The sequence below is a fragment of the Pseudonocardia sp. ZF1 genome (genome assembly GCF_056835605.1).
Map to the genome: position 1 here is coordinate 2,185,440 of NZ_JAJNBY010000001.1, position 26,226 is coordinate 2,211,665.

General features: G+C 76.2%; 20 protein-coding genes. 19 read left to right on the forward strand and 1 reads right to left on the reverse strand.

Translation table 11 applies throughout. From position 1 onward, the window contains the following. Window position 1 precedes the first annotated feature (1 nt). On the reverse strand, window positions 2–955 hold the full coding sequence (locus tag ZF1_RS10810) for an AAA family ATPase (RefSeq protein WP_062402153.1): 954 nt from the start codon (window positions 953–955) through the stop codon (window positions 2–4). Window positions 956–1,585: 630 nt separating this feature from the next. On the opposite strand from ZF1_RS10810, the gene mraZ reads away from it, so the two are divergent. From mraZ to ZF1_RS10905, 19 genes are all read left to right on the forward strand, one after another. Further along, window positions 1,586–2,017, forward strand: coding sequence for a division/cell wall cluster transcriptional repressor MraZ (gene mraZ / locus ZF1_RS10815; RefSeq protein WP_043276508.1), 432 nt, complete (start codon window positions 1,586–1,588; stop codon window positions 2,015–2,017). Window positions 2,018–2,411: 394 nt separating this feature from the next. Continuing rightward, on the forward strand, window positions 2,412–3,410 hold the full coding sequence (gene rsmH, locus ZF1_RS10820; RefSeq protein WP_482637177.1) for a 16S rRNA (cytosine(1402)-N(4))-methyltransferase RsmH: 999 nt from the start codon (window positions 2,412–2,414) through the stop codon (window positions 3,408–3,410). A gap of 64 nt (window positions 3,411–3,474) precedes the next feature. After that, entirely contained in the window at window positions 3,475–4,152 is a 678-nt protein-coding gene (ftsL, locus tag ZF1_RS10825; protein WP_405417971.1) for a cell division protein FtsL, read from the forward strand. After that, window positions 4,152–5,978, forward strand: a complete 1,827-nt coding sequence (locus ZF1_RS10830) for a peptidoglycan D,D-transpeptidase FtsI family protein (RefSeq protein ID WP_482637178.1) — start codon at window positions 4,152–4,154, stop codon at window positions 5,976–5,978. Before ftsL ends, ZF1_RS10830 begins: the two co-directional genes overlap by 1 nt. Before the next feature lie 368 nt (window positions 5,979–6,346). Next, window positions 6,347–7,957, forward strand: coding sequence for a UDP-N-acetylmuramoyl-L-alanyl-D-glutamate--2,6-diaminopimelate ligase (locus ZF1_RS10835; RefSeq protein WP_482637179.1), 1,611 nt, complete (start codon window positions 6,347–6,349; stop codon window positions 7,955–7,957). Window positions 7,958–8,051: 94 nt separating this feature from the next. Then, window positions 8,052–9,497, forward strand: coding sequence for a UDP-N-acetylmuramoyl-tripeptide--D-alanyl-D-alanine ligase (locus ZF1_RS10840; RefSeq protein ID WP_405417966.1), 1,446 nt, complete (start codon window positions 8,052–8,054; stop codon window positions 9,495–9,497). Continuing rightward, a complete protein-coding gene (gene mraY / locus ZF1_RS10845) occupies window positions 9,494–10,564 on the forward strand; it encodes a phospho-N-acetylmuramoyl-pentapeptide-transferase (protein ID WP_062404548.1) in 1,071 nt (356 codons plus the stop codon). The genes ZF1_RS10840 and mraY overlap by 4 nt, the downstream gene beginning before the upstream one ends. Next, window positions 10,561–11,979 (forward strand): UDP-N-acetylmuramoyl-L-alanine--D-glutamate ligase, encoded by a 1,419-nt coding sequence (gene murD, locus ZF1_RS10850; protein WP_482637180.1) that lies wholly within the window; start codon window positions 10,561–10,563, stop codon window positions 11,977–11,979. Before mraY ends, murD begins: the two co-directional genes overlap by 4 nt. After that, a complete protein-coding gene (gene ftsW, locus ZF1_RS10855; protein WP_482637181.1) occupies window positions 11,976–13,256 on the forward strand; it encodes a putative lipid II flippase FtsW in 1,281 nt (426 codons plus the stop codon). Before murD ends, ftsW begins: the two co-directional genes overlap by 4 nt. Before the next feature lie 2,262 nt (window positions 13,257–15,518). Then, window positions 15,519–16,595, forward strand: coding sequence for a UDP-N-acetylglucosamine--N-acetylmuramyl-(pentapeptide) pyrophosphoryl-undecaprenol N-acetylglucosamine transferase (locus ZF1_RS10860; RefSeq protein WP_208820799.1), 1,077 nt, complete (start codon window positions 15,519–15,521; stop codon window positions 16,593–16,595). A 47-nt stretch (window positions 16,596–16,642) separates the two neighbouring features. After that, window positions 16,643–18,007: a UDP-N-acetylmuramate--L-alanine ligase gene (murC, locus tag ZF1_RS10865; protein WP_405421885.1), complete on the forward strand. Its 1,365-nt coding sequence runs from the start codon at window positions 16,643–16,645 to the stop codon at window positions 18,005–18,007. Window positions 18,008–18,030: 23 nt separating this feature from the next. Beyond that, window positions 18,031–19,062, forward strand: a complete 1,032-nt coding sequence (locus ZF1_RS10870) for a cell division protein FtsQ/DivIB (protein ID WP_482637182.1) — start codon at window positions 18,031–18,033, stop codon at window positions 19,060–19,062. A 224-nt stretch (window positions 19,063–19,286) separates the two neighbouring features. After that, entirely contained in the window at window positions 19,287–20,699 is a 1,413-nt protein-coding gene (gene ftsZ / locus ZF1_RS10875) for a cell division protein FtsZ (RefSeq protein WP_482637183.1), read from the forward strand. A 5-nt stretch (window positions 20,700–20,704) separates the two neighbouring features. After that, on the forward strand, window positions 20,705–21,487 hold the full coding sequence (gene pgeF / locus ZF1_RS10880; RefSeq protein WP_405417959.1) for a peptidoglycan editing factor PgeF: 783 nt from the start codon (window positions 20,705–20,707) through the stop codon (window positions 21,485–21,487). Between the two features lie 64 nt (window positions 21,488–21,551). Then, entirely contained in the window at window positions 21,552–22,310 is a 759-nt protein-coding gene (locus tag ZF1_RS10885) for a YggS family pyridoxal phosphate-dependent enzyme (protein ID WP_379673153.1), read from the forward strand. Window positions 22,311–22,438: 128 nt separating this feature from the next. Further along, window positions 22,439–23,188, forward strand: coding sequence for a cell division protein SepF (locus ZF1_RS10890; protein ID WP_073573918.1), 750 nt, complete (start codon window positions 22,439–22,441; stop codon window positions 23,186–23,188). Window positions 23,189–23,191: 3 nt separating this feature from the next. Further along, complete coding sequence (locus tag ZF1_RS10895) at window positions 23,192–23,488, forward strand: YggT family protein (protein WP_373324230.1); 297 nt, start codon at window positions 23,192–23,194, stop codon at window positions 23,486–23,488. Between the two features lie 47 nt (window positions 23,489–23,535). Next, window positions 23,536–24,390, forward strand: a complete 855-nt coding sequence (gene wag31, locus ZF1_RS10900; protein WP_073573917.1) for a DivIVA-like cell division protein Wag31 — start codon at window positions 23,536–23,538, stop codon at window positions 24,388–24,390. 88 nt (window positions 24,391–24,478) lie between these two features. Then, complete coding sequence (locus tag ZF1_RS10905) at window positions 24,479–26,035, forward strand: hypothetical protein (RefSeq protein ID WP_357438018.1); 1,557 nt, start codon at window positions 24,479–24,481, stop codon at window positions 26,033–26,035. The last annotated feature ends 191 nt before the right edge of the window (window positions 26,036–26,226 follow it).

Consider the following 26,226-nt stretch of genomic DNA (forward strand, 5'->3'; position numbering starts at 1 on the left):
CTCAGCCCCGCGGCGGGGACGGCACCGCGACCCGCGCGACGGCGGCCCGCACCAGGTCCGCCGGTGTCCGGCGGGCCGCGACCCCCTCGGGGCCCAGCACCAGCCGGTGCGCGAGGACGGGGACGGCCACGGCCTGGACGTCGTCGGGCACGACGTAGCCGCGCCCGGCGGTCGCCGCCCAGGCGCGGGCGGCCCGCAGCAGGTGCAGGGTCGCGCGCGGCGACGCGCCGAGGCGGACCTCGGGCAGCCGTCGCGTCGCCCCGACGACCTCGACGCAGTAGCGGCGCACCTCCGCCGCGGTGTGCAGGCCGCGGACCCCGGCGATCATCGACCGCAGCGTGCGCAGGTCGGTCACCGGCCGCAGCCGCTCCAGCGGGTCGGTCGAGCCGTGCTCCTCGAGCATCGCCAGCTCGGCCGCCGGGTCGGGGTAGCCGACCGAGACGCGGATCGTGAACCGGTCCTGCTGGGCCTCGGGGAGCGGGTAGGTGCCGTCCATCTCCACCGGGTTCTGGGTGGCGACGACCATGAACGGGTCACCCAGCGGGTAGGTGCCGCCGTCGACGGTGACCTGGTGCTCGGCCATGCACTCCAGCAGTGCCGACTGGGTCTTGGGCGACGCACGGTTGATCTCGTCGGCGATCACGACGTTGGCGAACACCGGGCCGGGCCGGAACTCGAACTCCGAGGTCTGCCGGTTGTAGACCGACGAGCCGGTGATGTCGCCGGGCAGCAGGTCCGGGGTGAACTGCACCCGGCTCACCGCCCCGTCGACGGCCCGGGCGAGTGCCTTGGCCAGCGTGGTCTTGCCGACGCCCGGCACGTCCTCGACGAGCAGGTGCCCCTCGGCGAGCATCGCGACCAGGGCCAGCCGGATGGTGTCGGGCTTGCCGACGATGATCCGGGCCATCGCGGCGGCGATCCGGCCCGCCGCGTCGGCGACGGCGACGGCGTCCATCGGCTCGGGCGCGTAACCGGGGTGCGCACCGCTGGCCTCGGCCCGGCGGAGGGGACCACCGGACGGCGACGGGACGGGTGGCACGGAGGGCGCGGACGGCGCGCTCGACGACAACGGGCCTCCTCAGGAGACGGCTCGGGTGACCCCAGTCTGTCAAACGTCCCCCGATCGGGACCGGGCGCCGCCACCCGCCTCGCCCCGCTGCTCCGTACGGCCGGACGCGGAGCGCTCCGGGGCTCGCCGGCGGCCCCGGGCGGGAGGTCCCCCACGAGGTCCCCCCACGGCGCCCCACGGTGGTTCCCCACGCCGCTCCACCGCGCGTCCGTCGATCCCCCCACCGCGCCCCACCGTCCTTGACCTGGGAAAACATCGGAAACCGTCCCTGACCTGGGACGACGCCGGTGGGGGAGCGGTGGGGCGCAGGTGCGGCCGGAGCGGCCGGAAACGGCCTCCGGGCGTCGCGCGACCGGGTGGCGCGTCGCGTGCCCCCACCGCGCCCCACCGTCCTTGACCTGGGAAAACATCGGATGAACGGTCGAAGATCCACCCGTCTCGGGTTGACGGTGGGTGAGTGTGGGGTAGTGTGGTGATCGCTGGGGCGAACAGGGGTCCCAGGTGGAGGTGGGGTCGGTGTTCCTCGGCACCTACACCCCGAAGCTGGACGACAAGGGGCGGCTCACGCTGCCCGCGAAATTCCGCGACGAGTTGCGAGGCGGCTGCATGATCACGAAAGGGCAGGACCACTGCCTCTACGTGTTCACCCGTGACGCCTTCACCGAGATGGCGCGCAAGATCGCCGCGGCCCCGCTGACGAACGAGTCGGCGCGGGTGTTCCAGCGGAACCTCTTCTCGGGCACCGACGAGCAGAACCCCGACGGCCAGGGCCGGATCGCGATCCAGTCCGAGCTGCGCCGGTACGCCGGACTGTCCAAGGACTGCGTGGTGATCGGCGCGTTCACGCGCGCCGAGATCTGGGACGCGCAGGCCTGGCAGGAGTACCAGGAGCGGCACGAGGACGAGTTCGCCAAGGCCCAGGAGGAGGTTCTGCCCGGGCTGTTCTGAGTTCCGCTGGCGGGCGGGACGACGGACGGCGGCAGTACCTGAGCAGGACAGCACGACCGACAGCGGACGACACCACCGTCGCCGCCCCGACCCGGGTGCCGTGATCGAGTCGGCCCTGGCACACCTTCCCCGGTGCCAGGTCCGTCTCGGCACGGCCCCCGGGTGGGGACGGCGCCGGCGCCCACCCCGACTGGGGAGTTCGGGTGGCGCGGTGGCGCCCGCGCGTCTTCGGGCGTGGAGCGGACCGGTTGTGGGAGCCGGCACGCCACACCCACGGACATCGACCCACCCGGTCCCGGCCCCCGTGGCCGGGACCGGGTACGGCCGCCGCACCGGCGGCCCGCACGACACGCACGCACCACACGGGGACGGACGGCGCACCGGGGGGTGGGACGTGGACGGTACTTCCGGCGACGGCGCCACCCCGCGCGACGAGCGCGCGCCCGGTGACCGGCACACCCCGGTCCTGCTGGAGCGCGTCTCCGAGCTGCTCGACCCCGCACTGCGCGACCGCGACGCCGTCTACGTGGACGCCACCCTCGGCATGGGCGGCCACGCGGCGGCGCTGCTGGCCGCGCACCCCCGGCTGACCGTCGTCGGCATGGACCGCGACCCGCAGGCCCTCGAGCTCGCGGGCCGCAGGCTGGCCGCCTACGGCGACCGGCTGCACCGGGTGCACACCGTCTACGACGACGTCGCCGGCGCGCTGGAGCAGGCGGGCGTGTCCGCCGCCGACGGCATCCTGTTCGACCTGGGCGTCTCCTCGCTCCAGCTCGACGAGGACGCCCGCGGCTTCTCCTACTCCCGCGACGCCGACCTCGACATGCGGATGGACCCGACCACCGGGCCGACCGCCGCCGACGTCCTGAACTCCTACACCGCCGGCGAGCTGCGCCGGATCCTGCGGGAGTACGGCGAGGAGCGGTTCGCCGGACCGATCGCCAACGCGATCGTCCGGACCCGGGAGAAGCGCCCGTTCACCCGCAGCACCGAGCTCGTCGAGCTGCTCTACGGCGTGGTCCCGGCCGCGTCCCGACGCACCGGCGGGCACCCGGCGAAGCGGACCTTCCAGGCCCTGCGCATCGAGGTGAACCGCGAGCTCGAGGTCCTGCGCGACGCGCTGCCCGCGGCACTGGACGCGCTCGCCCCGGGCGGGCGGATCGTCGTCCTGTCCTACCACTCGCTGGAGGACCGGATCACCAAGCGCGTGCTCGCCGAGCGCGTCCGCTCGCGGACCCCGGTGGACCTGCCGGTGGAGCTCCCCGGACACGGACCGGAGTTCCGGCTGCTCAGCCGGGGCTCCGAGCAGGCGTCCGACCCCGAGATCGCCCGCAACCCCCGGGCCGCCCCGGTACGGCTGCGCGCGGCGGAACGCGTGGAGGACGGGCCGTGAGCACCCGTGGCACGGACCCGAGCACGCAGGCAGCACCGGCACGGCGGAGAGGCAGGAACCCCCGATGAGCACACCCGTCATCGAGCGCCCGGGCACCCCGGGCGGTGGCCGGGCACGGCCCGACACCCGCCAGAGCCGTCGTACCGCGGCACCTCCGCGGATCCCGGCCCAGCGCGGCCCCGGCGACGCCCGACGGGTGGCCGACCAGCGCCGCCGCAGCGCGGCCAGGGAGAACACCGGCCGCGCGAAGTTCGTGCTGGTCGTGATGGTCCTGCTGGTCTCGGGCCTGATCGCGACGCTGTGGCTGTCGACCGCCGCGGCGGCCGACTCCTACGCGCTGCAGGCGGCCCGGGAGCGGACCGCGTCGCTCACCGAGCAGTCCGAGGCGCTCCGCAAGGAGGTCACGGTGCTGCAGAGCCCCGGCTCGCTCGCCGACCGCGCCGCGGCCCAGGGCATGGTCCGGGTGACCGACCCGGCACGCCTGGTCGTCGCACCGGACGGACGCGTCGACGTCGTCGGGGAGCCGAGTGCCGCCGTCGCCGCGGCGCCGCCCGCCCCGCCCGCCGCCGACGCACCGGCCCCGCCCGCGCAGCAGGCGCAGCAGCCGGGCGCGGCCACCACCGACCCGGCGGCCGAGGGCGGTGACGCCGCTCCGGGCGCCGCCGCGGGTGGCGCCGCCGGTGCCGGTGAGGGCACCGAGCACGAGGTCCCGGCCGACACCCGGGCGGCGGGCGGGAACTGATGGTCTACGCGCCGCCGCGCCCCCGGCCGCGGGGGCAGGGTCCGCGGGGCGGCCGGCGCCGGTCCCCGGCCGACGACCCACGGTTCCGGCTGCGCCTGGCCTGGGTGGCGCTGGCCGCCCTGCTGCTGGTGTCCGGGGCGAAGCTCGTCGTCGTCCAGACGGTGCAGGCGGGCACGCTGACCGCGGACGCGGAGAAGCAGCGCGCCAGCCGGATCGTCATCCCGGCCGAGCGCGGCGCGATCAGCGACCGCAACGGCGCCGTGCTGGCGTTCTCCACCGAGTCCAAGGCGCTCGTCACCAACCCGCGCCTGATCAACACCACCAAGGGCGCGGACGCGGTCGCCTACAAGAACCGGATGGCCGACGCCGTCGCCGCGGTGACCCACGGCGACCCCGAGGAGCTGAAGCGGGCGCTGAACAGCGACCGCGGCTACGTCGTGATGGCCACCGCGGTCGACCCCGGGCCCGCCCGTGACCTGCGCACACAGTTCCCGGAGATCGCCGAGGAGAGCCGCGAGGCGCGCCAGTACCCCAACGGGACGCTGGCCTCGAACATCATCGGCGCCGCGACCTGGAGCGCCGACGCGCAGAAGCTGATCGGCCGGATCGGCCTGGAGTCCTCCGACGACGGGCTGCTCGCCGGTCGCGACGGCTTCCAGATCGCCGACACCGCCGAGGGCAGCGGCACCGTCATCCCCGGCAGCGTGCGCTCCGAGCAGGCCGCGGTGTCCGGCTCCGACGTGCAGCTGACGATCGACTCCGACCTGCAGTTCCAGGTGCAGCGGATGCTCGCCGACTACGCGGGCCGCGCCGAGGCGCGCAGCGGCTCGGCCGTCGTCCTCGACCGGGCCACCGGGCAGGTGCTCGCGCTCGCCGACAACACCTCGTTCGACCCGGCCCAGCTGCTGTCCGCGGACCCGAACTCGCTGGGCAACAAGGGCGTCACCACGCCCTTCGAGCCCGGCTCGGTCAACAAGGTCGTCACCATGGCCGCCGCACTGGAGGCCGGCGTCGCCAAGCCCGACGACGTGCTCGACGTGCCCGGCAGCATCGAGGTCGCCGACCGCACGATCAAGGACGCCTGGGCGCACGGCGTCGACCGCTACACGCTGACCGGCGTGCTGGCGAAGTCCTCCAACGTCGGCACCCTGATGACCGCGCAGAAGGTCGGCGAGGACCGCTTCTCGGACATGCTCGCGAAGATGGGCATCGGGCAGAAGACCGGTGTCGGGCTGCCCGGCGAGAGCGGCGGACGGGTCCCGGCCCGTGCGACCTGGTCCGGCTCGACCTTCGGCAACCTGCCGATCGGGCAGGGCCTGTCGATGACGGTCCTGCAGATGGCCGGGATGTACCAGGCCATCGCCAACGACGGCGTCCGGGTCCCGCCGCGGATCGTCGCCGCGACGACCGGCCCGGACGGCGTCCGGGTGCCGACCGAGGCGCCCGAGCCGGTGCAGGTGATGTCGCCGCAGACCGCGCAGACCCTGCGGACGATGCTCACCGCCGTCACCCAGAAGGCGCACGGCCAGTCCGGAACCGGGCCCGCCGCCGCCGTGCCCGGCTACGAGGTGGCGGGCAAGACCGGCACCGCCCAGCAGGTGGACCCGGCGACCGGGGCCTACTCGCGCTCCCAGTACTGGATCACCTTCGCCGGGATGCTCCCGGCCCAGGACCCGCGGTTCGTGATCGGGATCATGCTCGACGCCCCGAAGGGCGGGACGAGCGCGGCGCCGCTGTTCCACGACATCGCCTCCTACCTGGCCCAGCGCGACGCCGTGCCGGTCCAGACCGTGCCGCAGCCGGTGCAGACCCTGCAGATCAGGTGACGGCGCGGCCGGGTGCGGTCCGGCTGCGTCGGACGGTCCCGGCCACTGCTCACCCGTACGGGTGCCGTCCGGGCCGCCGTGCACCCCGCCCGACGAGCCGCCCACCGGCCCGGAACCTGCGCCGGATGGCCGTATCCGGCTCGTCGGACGACCGTGTGCCGGTCGTCGTTCCGCCGCCCGCCGCGACCGCCTCCGCGAGCGGTCGCGGGCGCCTGACCGGGACGAGGGGCGGCCCGCGGCGGTCGGTAACCTCCGGCCCTGTGCCCGACCTCCACACCGCAGCCACCGCCCGCTCCCGGAGCGCCGGCGGATCCGCGCTCGGCGGCGGGCCGGGTGGTGTGCAGGGCGACCGGACGGGGACGGGTGACGTGGCGGGATCCCTCGAGTCGCTGCCGGACCGCCCGTCGCAGGTGCGCCCGGTCGACGTCGCCCTGCTCAGGCGGCTTGCCGGCGCCGAGCTGAACCCGCGCACCGCGGGCAGCGGGCCCGGCCCGCTGCTCGACCCCGCGGCCGGACCGCACACCGTCACCGGCGCCACCCTGCGGGCGGGCTCGGTGCGCCCCGGCGACCTGTTCGCGGCCCTGCCCGGCGCCCGCGCCCACGGCGCCGACTTCGCCGCACAGGCCGTCGCCTCGGGCGCCGGCGCGATCCTCACCGACGGCGCGGGCGCGGACCGCGCCGAGATCCGGCACTCCCGGCTCCCGGTGCTGGTGCACCCGAACCCGCGCGAGGTCCTCGGCCCGGTCTCGGCCGCCGTCTACGGCGAGCCCACCGCCCGTCTGCGGGTGCTCGGCGTGACCGGCACCTCGGGCAAGACGACCGTCGCCCACCTGCTGGAGGCGGGCCTGACCGCCGCCGGGAGGGCCACCGGTCTGCTCGGCACCGTGCGGACCCGGGTCCAGGTCCCCGGCCACCCGGCCCGGGCACTGCCCAGCGCGTTCACCACCCCCGAGGCACCGGACCTGCAGGCGCTGTTCGCGGTCATGGTCGAGGCCGGCGTGACCGACGTGGCCATGGAGGTCTCCAGTCACGCGCTCGCGCTCGGCCGGGTCGGCGGGTCCCGGTTCACGGCCGGGGCCTTCACCAACCTGTCCCAGGACCACCTGGACTTCCACCCCACGATGACCGACTACTTCGAGGCCAAGGCCCGGCTGTTCGGCGGCGGCGGGGCGGGCGTGGAGGCCGCGCGGCACGGCGTCGTCTGCGTCGACGACGAGTGGGGCCGCCGGCTGGCGGCCCGCCACCGGGACGCGGTCACCGTCTCCTCCGACCCGCGCGGCGCGCCCGCCACCTGGACGGTCCGCGACCTCACCGCCCACCCCGACGGCACCCAGACCTTCACCGCGGTCGGCCCCGGCGGGCTCGCGGTGCCGGTCACGCTGAGCCTGCCCGGCCGCTACAACGTCGCGAACGCGCTCGTCGCGCTGGCCGTGCTCGACGCCGACGGGATCGACCCCGAGGTGGCCGCGGCCGGGTTCGCCCGGGCGTCGGTGCCGGGCCGGATGCAGCGCGTCGACGCCGGTCAGCCCTGGCTGGGCGTGGTCGACTACGCGCACAAGCCGGCCGCCGTCGCCGCGCTGCTGGACGCGCTGCGCCGCCAGGTCCGCCCGCACGCGCGGGTGATCACCGTGCTCGGCTGCGGCGGGGACCGCGACACCGGCAAGCGCCCGCTGATGGGCGCCGCGGCCGCGATCCGGTCCGACGTGCTCGTCGTGACCGACGACAACCCCCGCAGCGAGGAGCCCGGCGCGATCCGCCGCGCGATGCTCGACGGCGCGTTCGGCGAGCCCGCCCGCGGTGACGTCATCGAGATCGGCGACCGGCGCAGCGCGATCGTCTACGCGGTCCGCTCGGCCCGCCCGGGCGACGCGGTGGTGGTCGCCGGCAAGGGCCACGAGGCCGGCCAGGAGATCAACGGCGTCAAGTACCCGTTCGACGACACCGACGAGCTGGTGGCGGCGATCCGGGCGGCGACGTGACGCGCCGCGGGGCGGCAGGGCAGGGCGTGCCGGCACCCGGCACGGACCGCGCACGGGCAGGAGGACGGATCGGACCGGTGGAGGCGAGCGGGCGATGATCGAGATGACGCCGGCGGAGATCGCGGCCGTGACCGGCGGCCGCTTGCACCGCATCGACGAGGAGGCCGCCGCCGTGCCGGTCACCGCCGTCGAGTTCGACTCCCGGAGGGTCGGGCCGGGCGGGCTGTTCCTGGCGCTGCCGGGGGAGCGGGCCGACGGCCACGACTTCGCCGCGCAGGCCGTCACCCGCGGTGCGACCGCGGTGCTGGCGGGCCGCGAGGTCGACGCCCCCGCGGTCGTCGTGCCGCCGGTCGAGGTCCGCGACAGCCACACCTACCTCGGTGCGGTCGACCCCGACGGGACCGGCGCCGCCGTCCTGGCCGGGCTGGGGCGCCTCGCCCGGCACGTGCTGGGCGCCCTGCCGGGCCTCGCCGTCGTCGGCGTGACCGGGTCGGCGGGCAAGACCTCCACCAAGGACCTGCTGGCCGCGGTGCTGTCCCCGCTGGGGCCGACCGTCGCGCCGCCGGAGTCGTTCAACAACGAGCTCGGGACGCCGTACACGGCGCTGCGCGCGGACGCGGGCACCCGCAACCTCGTGCTGGAGTTCTCCGCCCGCGGGATCGGCCACATCGCCGCGCTGTGCGCGGTCGCGCCACCGCGGATCGGGGTCGTCCTCAACGTCGGCTCCGCCCACCTCGGCGAGTTCGGCTCCCGCGCCGCGATCGCCACGGCGAAGGGCGAGCTCGTCGAGGCGCTGCCACCGGGTGACCTGCCCGGCGGGCGGGGCGGCGTCGCCGTCCTCAACGCCGACGACGAGCTGGTCGCCGCCATGGCGACCCGCACCCCCGCCCGGGTCGTCACCTTCGGACGCGCCGCGGACGCGCACGTGCGGGCCACCGACGTCACCCTGACCGCGGGCCGGGCGTCGTTCCGGCTGGTCACCCCGGCCGGGTCGGCCGACGTCGCGCTGCGGCTGGTGGGGGAGCACCAGGTCTCCAACGCGCTCGCCGCCGCCGCGGTCGCCCTCGAGCTGGGCGGCACCCCGGACGGGATCGCGGCGGCGCTGTCCGCCGCGACACCGGCGTCGCGCTGGCGGATGGAGGTCACCGACCGCGCCGACGGGGTGACCGTCGTCAACGACGCCTACAACGCCAACCCCGAGTCCGTCCGCGCCGCGATCACCGCGCTCGGGCAGATCGCCGGCCCGGACCGCCGGGCCTGGGCGGTGCTCGGCCCGATGGCCGAGATCGGCGACGGCGCGGCCGCCGAGCACGCCGCGGCAGCGGAGAACGCCCGCGCCGCCGGGGCCCGGGTGGTCGCCGTCGGCGCACCCGACTACGGGCCCGGCGCCGAGCACGTCGCCGACGTGCCCGCCGCCCTGACCCTGCTGCGGGAGCGGACCCGGCCCGGCGACGTCGTGCTGGTCAAGGCCTCCCGCAGCGCCGGGCTGGAGCGGCTCGCCGCCGGCCTGCTGACGACCGAGGGAATGGTGTGCCGGTGAGGGGCCTGTTCCTGGCCGCGGGTCTCGCGCTCGCGGTGTCGATCCTGCTCACCCCGTACCTGATCCGCTTCTTCGCGCGGCAGGGCTTCGGGCAGGAGATCCGCGAGGAGGGCCCGCAGAGCCACCAGTCCAAGCGCGGTACGCCGACGATGGGCGGCGTGGCGATCCTGCTCGCCATCTGGGTGGGCTACCTGGGCTCGCACGCGTTCACCCGGGAGCCGATCACGGCCTCGGCGCTGCTGGTGCTGTTCCTGACCACCGCGCTGGGCGTCGTCGGGTTCCTCGACGACTTCCTCAAGATCCGTCGCCAGCGCAACCTCGGACTGAACAAGACCTCCAAGATCGTCGGCCAGGTCCTGACCGCGACGATCTTCGGTGTGCTCGCGGTGCGCTTCGTGAACGAGCGCAACCTCGCGCCCGCCTCGGAGAGCCTGTCGTTCGTCCGCGACATCACGGTGCTGAGCTTCGGCGTCGTCGGGTTCGTGCTGCTGTGCAACCTGATCGTCGCCGCCTGGTCGAACGCGGTGAACCTCACCGACGGCCTCGACGGCCTGGCCGCCGGTACCGCCGCGATGGTGCTCGGCACCTACGTGATCATCGCGTTCTGGCAGTTCCGCAACAACTGCGCGATCGCCGCGACCGCGGGCTGCTACGAGGTCCGCGACCCGCTCGACGTCGGCCTGGTCGCCGCCGCCGCGATGGGCGGCTGCATCGGGTTCCTCTGGTGGAACGCCGCCCCGGCCCGCATCTTCATGGGCGACACCGGGTCGCTCGCGCTGGGCGGCCTGCTCGCCGGGCTGTCCATGGTGACCCGCACCGAGCTGCTGCTCGTCGTCATCGGCGGCGTGTTCGTCGTCGAGGCGCTGTCGGTGTCGCTGCAGATCATCGTGTTCCGCACCTCGCGCCGCCGGCTGTTCCGGATGGCGCCGTTCCACCACCACTTCGAGCTCGCCGGATGGGCCGAGACGACCGTCATCATCCGGTTCTGGCTGCTCGCCGCGATCTGCGCGGCGATGGGGCTGGGCATCTTCTACTCCGAGTGGCTGTCCATGTCGGGTTCCGGGTGAGCCGCCCGTTCGGCGGGGACCCGGTCCTGGTCGCGGGGGCCGGTGTCTCCGGTCTCGCGGCCGCGACGGCCCTGGTGGATGCGGGGGCCCGGGTGCTCCTGTCCGACGACCGCGCCGACGCGCTGGCCGCGCTGCCCGACGGCGTCGAGCCGTGGCGTGGCGGCGGGATCCCCGAGGGGGTCCGCACCGTCGTCACCTCGCCCGGGCGCCGGCCGGACCACCCGCTGGTCGCCGAGGCCACCGGGCTCGGCGTCGAGGTCATCGGGGAGCCCGAGCTCGCCTGGCGGCTCGGCGCGCTGCGCGACACACCGCCGTCGTGGCTGGTCGTGACCGGCACCAACGGCAAGACCACCACCACCGAGATGCTCGCCGCGATCCTCGCGCGCGCCGGGGTCGACGCCGTCGCCTGCGGCAACATCGGCCACCCGGTGGTCACCGCGGTCGCGGAGGGCCACGCGGTGCTCGCGGTCGAGCTGTCGAGCTTCCAGCTGCACTGGTCGCCGTCGGTGCGCCCGGCCGCGGGCGTGGTGCTCAACGTCGCCGAGGACCACCTGGACTGGCACGGCGGGACGGACGCCTACGCCGCGGCCAAGGCACGCGCGCTGCTGGGTGACGTCGCGGTCGGCGGGGTCGACGACCCCGTGGCCGCACGGCTGCTCGGGGAGTCCCCGGCGCCGCGACGCGTCGGGGTCACCCTCGGCCCGCCCGGACCGGACCAGCTCGGCGTCGCCGACGGGGTGCTGACCGACCGCGCGTTCGGCGGCGGGGCTCTGCTGGCGGCCGACGCCGTCGTCCCCCCGGGGCCGCCCGGGATCACCGACGCGCTCGCCGCGGCCGCGCTGGCCCGCGCGCACGGTGTGGACCCGGAGCACATCGGCGCCGCCCTGGCGGCGTTCACCCCCGGCCCGCACCGCAGCGCCCCGGCCGGCGAGCACGCCGGTGTCACCTACCTCGACGACTCCAAGGCGACCAACCCGCACGCCGCCGGGGCCGCGCTGGCCGCCGTCGCCGCCCGGCGGCCCGGTGCCCGCGCCGTCTGGGTGGTCGGCGGGCTGCTCAAGGGGGTCGACCCGGCCGAGCTCGGCAGGCTCGCCGCCGCGCACGCCGAGCGGCTGGCGGGGATCGTCGTGATCGGGACGGACCGGACACCGATCGTCGAGGCGCTGACGCGACACGCGCCCGGCCTCCCGGTCGAGGAGGTCGCGCCGGGACACGATGGTCCGATGGCGCCCTCCGACCCGCAGGACCCGATGCCGGCCGCGGTCCGCCGCGCATCCGGCCTGGCCCGCCCCGGCGACGTCGTGCTGCTCGCCCCGGCGGCCGCCTCGATGGACCAGTTCCGCGACTACGCCCACCGCGGCGACGCGTTCGCCGCCGCCGTCGCCGGCCTGGCCGCCGCCGGGGTGTCCCGGTGAGCCCGGCCGCGCCGGACCGCACGCTCGGCCAGGCCGCCGTGACCGGCACCCGCGGGGCCGTGCGGCGGCTGCGGCGCTGGCTGCGCCGCCCGCTGACCTCGCTGCACCTGATCCTCGGCGTCTTCGGGCTGCTGACCCTGTTCGGGCTGGTGATGGTGCTGTCCGCGTCGTCGGTCGGCGACGGCTCGTCGTACTCGGTGTTCACCCGTCAGCTGATGTTCTGCGCGGTCGGGCTGGTGCTGTTCTACGTGGGCCTGCGGGTCCCCCCGCGTCGCCTGCGCGCCGCGGCACCGGTGCTGCTGATCATCGGCCTGGTCGCGCTGGTCCTGGTGCTGATCCCGGGGATCGGTGCGCTGCGCGGCGGCGCCCGGTCCTGGTTCGCGTTCGGGCCGGTCTCGCTGCAGCCGTCGGAGGGCGTGAAGATCGCGCTGACGCTGTGGGGCGCCCACGTGCTCGCCGCCCGCCGTGCCGTGATGCACCGCTGGAAGCACGCCCTCAACCCGGTCGTCCCGGTGACGCTGGTGATCTTCACGCTGCTCGTCCTGGAGCCCGACCTCGGCATGACGATCTCGGTCGGGATCATCATGCTGGCGCTGCTGTACTTCGGCGGCGCCCCGGTGAAGCTGCTCGCGCTGATCGCGGGCGGCGGCCTGGCCGGCGCGGTGATCCTCGGGCTGACCGCCGGGTACCGGGCCAGCCGGATCACGGCGTTCCTGTCGTCGTCGGCGGACCCGCTGGGCCCGGCCTACCAGGCGACGCAGGCGCTGTACGCGCTCGCCGACGGCGGCCTGTTCGGCGTCGGTCTCGGTCAGGGCCGGGCGAAGTGGGACTACCTGCCCAACGCCCACAACGACTTCATCTTCGCGATCATCGGCGAGGAGCTGGGCCTGGTCGGCGCGGGTGCGGTACTCGCGCTCTTCGCGACGCTGGCCTACACCGGCATGCGGATCGCCGCCCGCAACACCGACCCGTGGCTGCGGATCGTCGTCGCGACGTCGACGGCGGGCATGGTCGTGCAGGCGTCGATCAACATCGGGTACGTCGTGGGACTGCTGCCGGTGACCGGGCTGCAGCTCCCGCTGATCTCCTCCGGCGGTTCCTCGCTGGTGGTGACCATGTTCCTGTTCGGGCTGCTCACGAACGCGGCCCGGCACGAGCCGGAGGCGGTCGCCGCGCTCCGGAAGGACGGGCAGGGGCGGCTGGCGAAGCTGCTGCGCCTGCCGTTGCCGCAGCCCTACCGCGCACCGGCACCGGTGTCGCGGTGGGCGGCGCGTTAGGGCGCTCCCACTCCGGGTGGGAGCGGACACGACGGACGACGCAAGGGGCACGAGAGCGTGACGGGTACGGATCAGACCGGCGGGAACGACGGCACCGGCTCGGGCCGGGAGCCCGGCCGGCGTCCGACCATGGGCGGCCGCGCCCCCGGGCCCCACGAGGTCCGGCCGGACGGTGTGGTCTTCGGCGCCCCGGACGGGGCGGGCGGCACGGGCGGTCGCCCGGCCTGGCCCACGGAGTCCCCGTCGGGTGCGGACCTGTTCGGTGTCTCCGCTGCTCCGGAGTCCGCGTCGGCGCAGGTCCCCGCGTCGCAGCCGTCCGTCGAGCCGGGTCCGCGTGGTCCGCAGCGGTTGCCCGGTACCGGGTGGGACCCGCATGCGCAGTCCCGCCGCCCGGGTGGCGCCCCGCGCAGCGGTGACGGGCCGCAGGGGACGAACGGCGTCGCGCACGGCGACCGCGGCGCGGCCCGGCCGGCGAACGGCGCCGCGCACGAGGACCTCGGGCCCGACGGCGCCGACCGCCACGACGGCCCGCGCACCGACGGCCCGCGGAACGGCGTCGCACGCAACGGTGCCGACCGCCACGACGCCCCGCACGACGGTGACCCGCGCAACGGCACTCCGCAGAACGGCACTCCGCAGAACGGCACTCCGCAGAACGGCGCCCCCCGCAACGGCGGCTCCCGGAACGGCGCACCGGGCAACGGTGTCCCGCGCGGCGCGGCCGAGGGGGACCAGGGTGCTCCGCAGGGCCCGAACGGCGTGTCCCACGGCCCGGACGGCGTCGCCCCGGACGGTGGCCCGCGCGGCCTGAACGGCGCACCGCGCCCCGCCGACGACGCCGGACAGCAGCCGGGCGGCCTGCCGCGCCGCCGGCCCGGGGGACCGGTGCCGCCCGGAGCGATGCCGGCGCGTCCCGGCGCGGCCGACGACCTGTTCACCCCCCGCGGGAGCACCGGACGCAGCGGCCCGGACCCGACCCGGTCCGGCGCCCAGGCGAACGGCGTGCCGCGCACCGGCCCGGGGGAGGACGGCCCCACCGCCGGCCCCGCACCCGCCGGTCCGGGGCCGCACGTCCCCGGCGCGCCGGGGACGGACACCGGCCCCACCGTCGCCGCCACCGGCCCGGACCCGGTCGACACGACCGGACCGGACGCCGGGACGGGCCCGCAGCAGCCCGTCGCCGACGGCCGGGACACCGCAGCGGCCGAGGACCCCACGGCGACCGACCCCGGGCGGAGCGCCCCGCAGCGGACCGGCCCGCAGCAGCCCCGGCGGACCGGCCCGGCGACCCCGGGGCCGGAGTCCACCGGATCCACCCCGGCCCGCCGGGAGCAGGCGGCCGGCGAACCGCCGACCGTCGCGCACCCCGCGGGCGACGCCGCCGGGCTCCCGGCCGCCGCCTCGGCGGACACCCCGTCGGGCACCGGGTGGCAGCAGGCCCGGACCCCGTCGGCCCCGCAGCAGCGCCCGGCGCAGCCCGGCGAGCGTGAGCACGCCGGCGTCACCGCCACCGGTCCGCAGAGCGGGCCCGAGCCGGGCGCGCTGTCGGCGACCGGTCCCCGTGGCCCGGTACCCCCGCACGGCAGGTTCGCCCCCGGTCCGTACGCGCCCGGACGTCCCGGCGCCGGTCCCCACGGCCCCGTCCCCGGTGGCCCCGGCCCGCAGCAGTTCGGGCGTCCCGGCCCCGCGGGCCCGAACGCCCTGACCGGCACCGGCCCGCACCACCCCGCCGCCGGACAGCAGGGCCCCGGACAGCAGGGCCCCGGACAGCAGGGCCCCGGACAGCAGGGCCCCGGAGCACAGGGCCCGGGCACCGCCCGCCCGCGTCCGCAGGGTCCCGGATCGCAGGCGCCGGGTCAGCAGGGCCCCGCACGTCAGGGGCCCGGGTACGCGGGCCCCGGCCGCCCGGGTCCCGCGGGAACCGGCCCGTTCCGCCCGGTCGGCCCGGGCGGGTTCGGTCCGGCCACCCCCGGCCCGTACGGCCCCGGCGGACCCGGTGCACCCGGCCGGCAGGGCCCCGGTGGTCCGGTCACCCCCGGACCGCAGGGCCCGGGTGCCCCCCAGGGCCCCGGCGGCCCGCAGCCGCACGGCCTCCAGGGACCCGGCCCCCAGGGACCCGGCCCCCAGCCGAACGGCCCGCAGCAGAACCCGCAGGGCGACGGCGTGCCCGGGCCCGGCGTGCCCGGACCCACCGGCCCCGACGCGACCCGCACCTTCGGCCCCGCCACCACGCGACCCGCGGGGGAGCAGGCGCCGGCGCCGGTGCGGGGCGGCCTGTCGGTCGTCGTCGCCGGGGGTGGGTCGGCCGGGCACATCGAGCCCGCGCTGGCCGTCGCCGACGCGATCCGGCGGCTCGTCCCGGGAGCCCGGGTCACCGCGCTCGGCACCGAGAAGGGCCTCGACACCCAGCTGATCCCGGCCCGCGGCTACCCGCTCGAGCTGATCCCGCCGGTGCCGCTGCCCCGCAAGCCCACCGCCGACCTGTTCAAGCTCCCCGGCAACGTCCGGGGCGCGGTGAAGCGGGTCCGTGAGGTGCTCGAGGCGGCCGAGGCCGACGTCGTCGTCGGGTTCGGCGGGTTCGTCTCGCTGCCCGCCTACCTCGGCGCCCGCGGCCGGGTGCCGATCGTCGTGCACGAGGCGAACGCCCGCGCCGGGCTCGCGAACAAGGTCGGTGCGCGGTTCGCCTCCGCCGTCTGCGTCGCGGTGCCCGGCACCGGACTCGCGAACGAGGAGGTGGTCGGGATGCCGCTGCGCCGCTCGATCACCACTCTGGACCGGGCGTCGCTGCGGCCGGAGGCCCGGACGCACTTCAACCTCCCGCCGCACGGACCGGTGCTGCTGGTCTTCGGCGGCTCCCAGGGCGCCCGGACCCTGAACGACGCGGTCGCCGAGTCCCTGCCCGCCTTCACCGAGCGGGGCATCTCGGTCCTGCACGCGTACGGGAAGAACGGCACCCCCGCCGACCCGCGGCCCGGCTACGTGCCGGTGCCCTACATCGAGCGGATGGACCTCGCCTACGCCGCCGCGGACGTCGTCCTCGGCCGGTCCGGCATGACCACCGTCGCCGAGCTCACCGCCGTCGGGCTGCCCGCGGTGTACGTGCCGCTGCCGCACGGCAACGGTGAGCAGGCGCTCAACGCCCGCCCGGTCGTCGAGGCCGGGGGCGGCAAGCTCGTGCAGGACGAGGACATGAACGGCGACCGCGCGATCGACGAGCTGATGCCGATGCTCACCGACCCCGACCTGGCCCTCGCGATGGGCCGCCGCGCCCGCGCCGCCGGGCACGGCGAGGCCGACGAGAGGATCGCCCGCATCGTCATGGAGGTGGCGGGCCGGTGAGCGTGCTCTCCGACCACGTCCACCTCATCGGGATCGGCGGCGCCGGGATGAGCGGGATCGCGCGGATCCTGCTCGCCCGCGGAGCGACCGTCTCCGGGTCCGACGCGCGGGACTCCCGCACGGTCACCGCGCTGCGCGCGCTCGGCGCACGCGTCGAGACCGGGCACGACGCCGGCCACCTGCGCCACGACGGCGAGACCCCGCCGACCGTGGTCGTCTCCACCGCGATCCGGGAGACCAACCCGGAGCTGGCCGCCGCCCGCGAGCGCGGCTACGACGTCGTCCACCGGGCGGTCGCACTGGCCGCGCTCACCGAGGGACGGCGGCTGGTCGCCGTCGCCGGGACGCACGGCAAGACCTCGACGACGTCGATGGTCACCGTCGCCCTGCAGCACGCCGGGGCCGACCCGTCGTTCGCGATCGGCGGCGACCTGTCGGTGTCCGGGTCGGGCGCCCACCACGGCAGCGGCGACGTGTTCGTCGTCGAGGCCGACGAGAGCGACGGCTCGTTCACCGCGTTCGCCCCGTCGGTCGCGATCGTCACCAACGTCGAGCCCGACCACCTCGACCACCACGGCGACGAGGCCGCCTACCGGGCGGTGTTCGAGCGGTTCCTGGAACGGCTCGTCCCCGGCGCCACGCTGGTCGCCTGCGCCGACGACCCGGGGTCCGCCGAGGTCGCGGTGCGGGCGGAGGAGTCGGGCGTCACCGTGCTGCGCTACGGCCGCACCGCGACCGGCCCGCACGACGCCCGGCTGCTCGAGTTCACCCCGGACGGCACCGGCTGCCGTGCGCGGTTCCGCACCGGCGACGCCGAGCACGAGCTCACCCTCGGCGTCCCGGGCGAGCACATGGTCCTCAACGCGCTCGGTGCGTTCCTCGCCGGCGTCGCCGTCGGGACCGACCCGGCCGTGCTGCTGGAGGGCCTCGCCGGGTTCGGCGGGGTGCAGCGCCGGTTCGAGTTCAAGGGCCGCGCCCGCGGCGTGTCGGTCTACGACGACTACGCTCACCACCCCACCGAGGTCGCCGCCACCCTGCGCGCCGCCCGCGAGGCCGCGCCGGTCCGCGACGGGCGACGCGGCCGCGTCCTGGTCGCGTTCCAGCCGCACCTGTACTCCCGCACCCGGCTGTTCGCCGCCGAGTTCGGCGCGTCGCTGTCGCTGGCGGACGAGGTGATGGTGCTCGACGTCTACGGTGCCCGGGAGGATCCCGAACCCGGCGTCGGTCCGGCGCTCATCTCCGACGCGGTGACGTTGCCGGCCGGGCGGGTGCACCGAGCCCCCTCGTGGGAGCGGACACCCGCGGCGATCGCCGCGCTCGCGACCGACGGCGACGTCGTGATCACCATGGGCGCCGGTGACGTCACCGCGCTCGGGCCGGAGATCCTGCGGGAGCTCGCCGGCGAGGGGTGAGCGCGCGACACAGCGGGGGCACGATGAGCAGCGACGAGCAGGACACCGGCGACGACCGGGCCCGGGACGGTGCCCGCTCGCCGGGCCGCCGTGACCCCGAGCAGGAGCGCCGCGCCGCCGAGCGCGCCCGGCGCATCCGGGAGCGCCGCGCCGCCGAACGCCGCGCCGCCGCCGGGACCCCCGCCGCCGACGGCCACGACCAGCCCGACGAGCCCGACGAGCCCGGGGAGGCCGGCGACCGGGCCGCCGACACCGACGAGGTGGCCGGCCCGGCGGGCCGGGGGAGCGGGCGCGGCGCGGCTGCCGCGGTCCGGGAGCGCACGGCGGCCCGCGCGGCCGAACGGTCCCGCAGCCGCGACCCGCGCTACCGGCGCCGTCGCCTCGTCGCCCTGCTGGCCACCGCCGCCGTCGTGCTCCTCGGGGTGTCCGCGGCCGGCTGGTGGGCGCTGGGCCGGTACGGCCCCCCGGTGGCCACCGTGCGGGTCGACGGCACCCGCCAGATCCCCGTCCGCGACGTCGAGGACGCCGCGGGCGACCAGACCGGTGTCCCGCTCGCCGCGGTCGACACCGACGGCGTCGCCGCCCGCGTGTCGGCCATCCCCGGCGTCGCCGCGGTGGAGGTCGACCGGTCCTGGCCGGACACCCTGGTGGTGGCCGTGACCGAACGCACCCCGGCCGCGCTGCTCGACACCCCGGACGGGCCGAAGCTCGTCGACGTCACCGGGTTCGTCTACCGCGACGCCCCGCCCGACGTCCGGCTGCCCCGGCTCCAGCTGCCGCGCGTCGCCCCGGACGACCCCGCCACCCTCGCCGCGGTCGGCGTCCTGCAGGCACTGCCGGTCCCGGTCCGCGACCAGGTGCAGACGCTGTCGCTCGGCGGGGGCGGATCCACCTTCGAGCTGGGGCTCACCGAGGACCGGCGGGTCCTGTGGGGCCCGTGGCCGGACACCGACCGGACCGCCGCCCGGGCCCGGGTCCTCGGACCGGTGCTGCAGCGCGAGGGCGCCGTCTACGACGTCTCCAGCCCGTCGCTGGTCACCGTCCGGCAGCGCTGACCCGCCGCACCCGGCCAGATCGTCGCGGTGGGTGACCGTCCGACGACCGTGCGGGTTTCCACCGGCGGCGAGGTCGAACCACCCGGGCGGGGTGTTGTCGTCGTGCGGCGCGCCTGCTGGACCCGGGCACCGCACTCCACTTAGCGTGCGCACCCGAAGGCCCGGGGCACCCGGAGCTTGACCCACCCCAACCCCGGACCCCGAGCGACTGGAAGGTGCCGCGCATGACGCCCCCGCACAACTACCTGGCAGTGATCAAGGTGGTCGGCATCGGTGGCGGCGGCGTCAACGCCGTCAACCGGATGATCGAGGTCGGCCTCAAGGGCGTCGAGTTCATCGCGGTGAACACCGACGCCCAGGCCCTCCTCATGTCCGACGCCGACGTGAAGCTCGACATCGGTCGTGAGCTGACCCGCGGCCTCGGTGCCGGCGCCAACCCCGAGGTCGGGGGCAAGGCCGCCGAGGACCACGCCGAGGAGATCGAGGAGGTCCTCAAGGGGGCCGACATGGTCTTCGTCACCGCGGGCGAGGGCGGCGGCACCGGCACCGGCGGCGCACCCGTCGTCGCGTCGATCGCCCGCAAGCTCGGCGCGCTGACCATCGGTGTCGTCACCCGCCCGTTCACCTTCGAGGGGCGCCGCCGCGCCGGGCAGGCCGAGGAGGGCATCCAGGCGCTCCGCAACGAATGCGACACCCTCATCGTCATCCCGAACGACCGGCTCCTGCAGCTCGGCGACGTCGGCGTCTCGCTGATGGACGCCTTCCGCTCCGCCGACGAGGTGCTCCTCTCCGGTGTCCAGGGCATCACCAACCTGATCACCACCCCCGGCCTGATCAACCTCGACTTCGCCGACGTCAAGTCGGTCATGTCCGGGGCCGGGTCGGCGCTGATGGGAATAGGGTCCGCACGCGGCGAGGGCCGTGCGGTGCAGGCCGCCGAGAAGGCGATCAACTCGCCGCTGCTCGAGGCGTCGATGGACGGCGCGCAGGGCGTGCTGCTGTCGATCGCGGGCGGCTCGGACCTCGGTCTGTTCGAGATCCACGAGGCGGCGTCGCTGGTCCAGGAGGCCGCGCACCCCGAGGCGAACATCATCTTCGGCACCGTGATCGACGACTCGCTCGGTGACGAGGTGCGGGTCACCGTGATAGCGGCCGGCTTCGAGGGCGGCACACCGACCCACAAGAAGCTCGAGCCCGCCGTGTTCTCCCGCGGCACCCAGAAGTCCACCGAGCCCGCACCGCAGGCCGCGCCGCCGCAGCAGGCCGAGCAGACCCAGCAGCACCAGACCCAGCAGCACCAGACCCAGCAGCACCAGGGCCAGCAACCGCAGGGCCAGTCCCGCTGGGCCGCGACGACTGCGACCACCCCGTCGGCGCCGCACCTGCCCGCCACGGCGCACGCCCCCGAGCGCACCGGGACGCTGCCGCCCGCGCAGCCCACCGCCCCGGCCCCGCGCCAGGGCGACACCCAGCACCACGGCGGCGACGGCGCGGCCGTCCCGAGCGGTCCGATGTCCGCGCCGGCCTCGCCGACGTCGGCCCCGGCCCAGCACGGGACCGTCGGCGGGAACCCCGCGGCGCGTCCGGCCGAGCCGGTCGAGGACGAGGTGGACGTCCCGCCGTTCATGCGGCGCTGACCCGCGTGCCGGACTCACCGACGCCGGCCACGGCGGCCCGCGCGGGCGGCACCCGCCGCGCGCGGATCCGCCGGGTCACCACCACCCGGGCCGGTGGCCGGTCCGAGGGCCCGTTCACCTCGTTCAACCTGTCGTCGGGGGTCGGGGACGACCCGGCCGCGGTGACCGGGAACCGGGCCCGCGTCGTGCGTGAGCTCGGCCTGTCCGGACTGGTGTTCCTGAACCAGGTCCACGGCCGCGACGTCGCCGTGCTGCGCGAGCCCCCGCGGGCCCGCCCCGGCACCGGTGGTGTCGCCCCGGACATCGCCGACGTCGACGCCGTCGTCACCGACGTGCCGCTGCTCGGCGTCGCGGTGCTCGCGGCCGACTGCGTACCGGTGCTGCTCGGCGACCCGGTCGCCGGCGTCGTCGGGGCCGCCCACGCGGGCCGCGTCGGCGCGGCCGCGGGCGTCGTCGACGCCGTCGTGACCGAGATGACCGCACTGGGCGCGCAGCCCGCACGGCTGGAGGTCCTGCTCGGGCCGTCGGTCTGCGGCCGCTGCTACGAGGTGCCCCCGGCCATGCGCGCCGAGGTCGACGCCGCGCTGCCGGGCAGCGCGTCCACCACCCGCACCGGCACCGCCGGCCTGGACCTGCGCGCCGGGCTCACCCGCCGCCTCGCCGACCTCGGCGTCACGAAGGTCGCGACCGACCCGCGCTGCACCGTCGAGGACCCGGACCTGTTCAGCCACCGCCGCGACGGCCGCTGCGGCCGCCAGGCCGGGATCACCTGGCTCGACCCGCGCTGACCGGCGGCCCGGTCCGGCGATCCACGCCACGCGGGGCTCGCGGGCGCCCCCGCGGGCGGGAACGATGGACGCCGTGTCCGATCCCCGCACCCCCACCGCCGACCGCGTCGGCGAACTGACCGACCGACTGGCCGCCGTCCGCGAGCGGGTGGCCGAGGCCTGCCGCGCCGCCGGCCGCGACCCCTCCGAGGTCGGGCTGCTCGCCGTCACCAAGACGATCCCGGCCGCCGACGTGGCCGCGCTGGTCGACCTCGGGCTGGACGCCTTCGCCGAGAACCGCGCGCAGGAGGCGGCGTCCAAGGTGGACGAGGTCCGGGCGCTGCGCCCGGACGCCTCCCCGGACTGGTTCTTCGTCGGCGGGCTGCAGCGGAACAAGGTACGGACGGTGCTCCCGTGGGTGACACGGATCGACTCCGTCGACTCGCCCCGGCTGGCCCGCGCGATCGACAAGGAGGTCGCGAAGGCCCGCGACGCGGGGGAGCGCGGCGGCCCGCTGCCGGTGCTCGTGCAGTACAGCGTCGACGGCGACGCCGACCGCGGCGGCGTCGCCCCGGAGGGGCTCGTCGAGCTGACGGACCTGGTCACGGAGCTGCCGGGGCTGGAACTGGCCGGGCTGATGGCCGTCGCGCCGCTGGGCTGGGAGCCCGGTGCGGCGTTCGAGCGGATCGCCGAGGCGCACCGGGAGACCGTCGGGCGGCACCCCGGGGCGACGGTCCTGTCCGCCGGGATGAGCGGGGACCTGGAGTCGGCGATCGGTCACGGATCGACGGTGGTGCGTGTCGGTACGGCCCTTGTGGGGGATCGGCGGATAGCCTCCGAGTAATCGCTGGTGGGTGTGGGTACTGAGCAGGTGGCGGAGACCGCACCGTCGGCGAGACCGTCGCCAGAACGCGGGGTGCGCGTGCGGTTGGGACGCGTACGGAGTCGAGCAGTACTGCGAGGGGACAGCGGATGAGCGCGATGTACCGGCTGAAGGCGTACTTCGGCATGGTCCCGGCCGACGAGATGGACTATGTGGACGAACCGGATCACTACCGGGGCGGCCACGAGCACCACGCCGGCCCGCGCGGTGACCGTTGGTCCGCCGGGGCCGGTCGGTTCGCCGACCAGGCGTCCTACGACGGCGACCGCTACGAGACCGCGGTCCGCTACGAGGACGGATGGGGCGCCCGCCCGGCGCGGGAGGCACTCCGTCCGGCGCGCGCCGTGCGGCAGGATCCGCGCGGCGAGCGGGAGACGCTCGGGCTGGTCCCGGAGCGCGGGAACCTTCCCACTCCCCTCGGAGGCGGCCCCGGAGCGGCCGTCCGCGGGGCGCTGGCGATGGACCCGGAGACCCTCCGGGGTCCGGCACGCGAGGAGCGGAACGAGCCCGTCGTGGCCCCCGCGCCGGTGCCGGAGCAGCGCGACCGGGCGGCCGCGGGACCGGCGTCGATCACGACGCTGCACCCCCGCAGCTACAACGAGGCCCGCACCATCGGTGAGCGCTACCGCGACGGTGTGCCCGTCATCATGAACCTCACGGATCTGGACGGCGCGGCAGCGAAACGCCTGGTGGACTTCGCCGCGGGCCTGGCGTTCGCCCTGCGCGGGAGCATCGACAAGGTCACCGATCGGGTGTTCCTTCTCACGCCGGCCGACGTCGAGGTCTCCGCGGACGACGCGCGGAGGCTCGCCGAGCGCGGAGCTTTCCGACAGGATTGAGTCGTGGCCGACCCGATCCTGACGCTGATCTATTACGTCCTGTTCTTCTTCTGGCTGCTGCTCGCGGCCCGCATCGTCGTCGAGATGGTCCGGTCGTTCGCGCGCCAGTGGCGACCCGCCGGAGCGCCCGCCGTGGCGCTCGAGGTCGTCTTCACCGTGACCGACCCTCCGGTCAAGTTGCTGCGGAGAGTGATCCCTGTGGTCCGTATCGGAGGCGTAGGACTGGACCTGTCGATTATGGTTCTGTTGCTGGTGGTGTTCATCTCGATGAGCGCCGTCAGATCACAGCTCCTGGGATGAGCCCCAGTCACCCGGGAGTGCCGCCGAGGACCGCATGAGGTGATCCGATGCCGCTGACGCCCGCCGACGTTCATAACGTCGCGTTCAGCAAACCCCCGATCGGGAAGCGGGGTTACAACGAGGACGAGGTCGACGCCTTCCTCGATCTGGTCGAGGCCGAACTGGCCCGGCTGATCGGGGAGAACGACGACCTGCGCGACCAGGTCGCGCAGCTGGAGCAGCGTCTCGGCGATGCCGAGGCCGACCTGGAGGAGGCACGGAGCCAGCCGGCTCCGGCGCAGACCCAGGCCCTGGCCGCCTCCCCGTCGCCGATGGGCCGTGGTGCGGGTGCTCCCGCTCCGCAGCTGGCCGGTGCCGGCCCCGCCGATGCCGACGGCGGTGACCACCACGTGCAGGCCGCCAAGGTCCTGGGCCTCGCCCAGGAGATGGCGGACCGCCTGACCGCGGAGGCCAAGAACGAGGCCGACACGATGCTGTCGGACGCCCGGAACAAGTCCGAGCAGCTCCTGTCGGACGCCCGGACGAAGGCCGACGGCCTGGTCAACGACGCGCGCTCGCGTGCCGAGACCATGCTCAACGACGCCCGCACGCGGGCCGAGACGCTCGAGCGCCAGTCGCGCGAGAAGGCGTCCGGCCTGGTCAGTGAGGCCGAGCGCAAGCAGAACGAGATCATGGGCGCCATCCAGCGCGACAAGTCCGTTCTGGAGAAGAAGATCGACGAGCTCCGGACCTTCGAGCGGGAGTACCGCACCCGTCTGAAGACCTACCTGGAGTCGCAGCTGCGTGACCTGGAGGGTCGCGGTTCGGCTGCCCCGTCGGACGGCACCGGTGCCACCAGGTCGGGCTCGAACGGCGGGTACGCCGCCTCCGGGTACGGCCAGCGGGCCGACACCGGGAGCTGACCGCCCCACGGCGCCTCCGAGGTGCCGGGGACGACCGACGACGACCGGGTAGCGGACAGGTGCCGCTGCCGACCGACGGAGTTCGCCGATGCTGGTGCTGGTCCTGATCCTCGTGGTCATCGCGCTGGTGCTGCTGCTCGCAGGATGGTTCCTGCACGTGGTGGCACTGGCGTGGACATCGGTGGTCATCAGCCTGATCGCGGGCCTGGTGCTCGCCTACGACTGGTGGCAGACCCGTGCCGCGGTGAAGGCCGGTGACCGGGCGGAGGCCGACGCCTCCGGTCGTGGCACCGGTGCCCCCGCGGCGCCGGACCGGGCCGACCGGGCCGACATGGAGGCGCGCTACGGCGCCGACATGGAGCCCGCGACGCAGGTCCTGCCGGTCGTCCGGCCGGACAGCGGCGCGGCCTCGGGTACGCCCGAGGCGGCGCAGAACGCGACCGACCAGACCATCCAGATGCCGGTTGTCAGGCCGTCCGGCTCTGCGGAGGGACCGCCCGGCGCATCTCGATCGGGTGGACTTTCGTCACGCACGGTGACTGAATCCGGTGCCGAGGACGAGGCCGACCCGAGTGGGGTGGCCGCGTCGCACGCGGGCGCCCCGGCGGGACCGGACGGGGAGGACGGTGCGGGTCGTGGCGGCGACCCGGCACGGTCCGACCCAGGCGAACCCGGCACCGCGGAACCGCCCGCCGAGGCGACGACGCGGGCGACGGACTCGCGGCCGACCGGAACCGACGCCGCCGGCACGACGTCGGCCGTGACGGCGGCAGCCGCAGGCGCGGTCGCCGCCGGGACGGCCGGTGCCGTGGCAGCCGGCCGCGACGGCGGGTCGGGCGCCGACCCGGCAGCACGTTCCGGTGCCGACGACCCGGGCTTCGGCTCGGGGTCGGGCACCGGCTCGGGCGCCGACGGCATGGGAGGTGCCGGCACGGGCACCCCGCCCGCCGCCGGATCCGACCGGCCGGACAGCCCGGAGGGCCGGTCCGGCCCCTCCGACGCGACCACCGCGACCCGTACCCCGGGAACGGCAGACACGACCACCGCGAACGGCGCTCCGGGAGCGGCGGACGCCACCACGGCGGACCACGTCCCGGGGGCGGCGGACGCGACTATTGCGACCCGCACCCCCGGAGCGGCCGACGCCACCACGGCGACCCGCGCCGCGGGCGCAGCCGGCGGTCCGGACGCGGGCAGCCCCGGCGGACCGGTCGGAGCGGGCGGCTCGTCCGGCGCAGGCCTTCCCGACGCCGCTGGCCCCGTGGGCGCCGCGGCCGCCGGATCCGGGGCCCCGGCCGACGACGACCGGGCCGGGACACCGGCGGGCACGCCCGCCGGAGCCGGCGTGGACACGAACGGCACCCCGGCCGACGCCGTCGGGGCCGACGCGCCCACCGGGACCGACGGCGACTCCCCGGAGGAGCCGCGCGACCCGACCCTCGCCGCACTCGCCGCGCGCCTGCCCGACGAGGTGCTCGTCATCGACGAACACCCCCGGTACCACGTGCAGACCTGCCGGGCCCTCACCGGTCGCCCGGTGATCCCGCTGCCGGTCAGCGAGGCCGTCGAGCTCGGGTTCACCCCGTGCGGCTGGTGCGCACCGAACCGGACCCTCGGCGACCGCCACCCCGCCCAGGCCCGCTGACCAGCAGCGCGGCGCGCCCCACGGAATAACGGGGTGCGACCGCGCGCTACCCTGGTTCCACAGGCACCGATCCGGCCATCACCGGGGAGCCTCCGGAAGAAACGGCCCCGGGCCGGAGTAGAACCGGACGGGTGCGGCCCGTCATCGCCGTCGAAAGAGAGGCCCGTGCACCCGTGCACGGGCAAGCGGGG

Bases quoted from the DNA above. Each gene is read 5' to 3' on its own strand.
- ZF1_RS10810 (WP_062402153.1), bottom strand. From the start codon at position 955: ATGGACGCCGTCGCCGTCGCCGACGCGGCGGGCCGGATCGCCGCCGCG.
- ftsL (WP_405417971.1), top strand. From the start codon at position 3,475: ATGAGCACACCCGTCATCGAGCGCCCGGGCACCCCGGGCGGTGGCCGG.
- ZF1_RS10830 (WP_482637178.1), top strand. From the start codon at position 4,152: ATGGTCTACGCGCCGCCGCGCCCCCGGCCGCGGGGGCAGGGTCCGCGG.
- ZF1_RS10840 (WP_405417966.1), top strand. From the start codon at position 8,052: ATGATCGAGATGACGCCGGCGGAGATCGCGGCCGTGACCGGCGGCCGC.
- murC (WP_405421885.1), top strand. From the start codon at position 16,643: ATGAGCGGGATCGCGCGGATCCTGCTCGCCCGCGGAGCGACCGTCTCC.
- ZF1_RS10870 (WP_482637182.1), top strand. From the start codon at position 18,031: ATGAGCAGCGACGAGCAGGACACCGGCGACGACCGGGCCCGGGACGGT.
- ftsZ (WP_482637183.1), top strand. From the start codon at position 19,287: ATGACGCCCCCGCACAACTACCTGGCAGTGATCAAGGTGGTCGGCATC.
- ZF1_RS10885 (WP_379673153.1), top strand. From the start codon at position 21,552: ATGGACGCCGTGTCCGATCCCCGCACCCCCACCGCCGACCGCGTCGGC.
- ZF1_RS10890 (WP_073573918.1), top strand. From the start codon at position 22,439: ATGAGCGCGATGTACCGGCTGAAGGCGTACTTCGGCATGGTCCCGGCC.
- wag31 (WP_073573917.1), top strand. From the start codon at position 23,536: ATGCCGCTGACGCCCGCCGACGTTCATAACGTCGCGTTCAGCAAACCC.
- ZF1_RS10905 (WP_357438018.1), top strand. From the start codon at position 24,479: ATGCTGGTGCTGGTCCTGATCCTCGTGGTCATCGCGCTGGTGCTGCTG.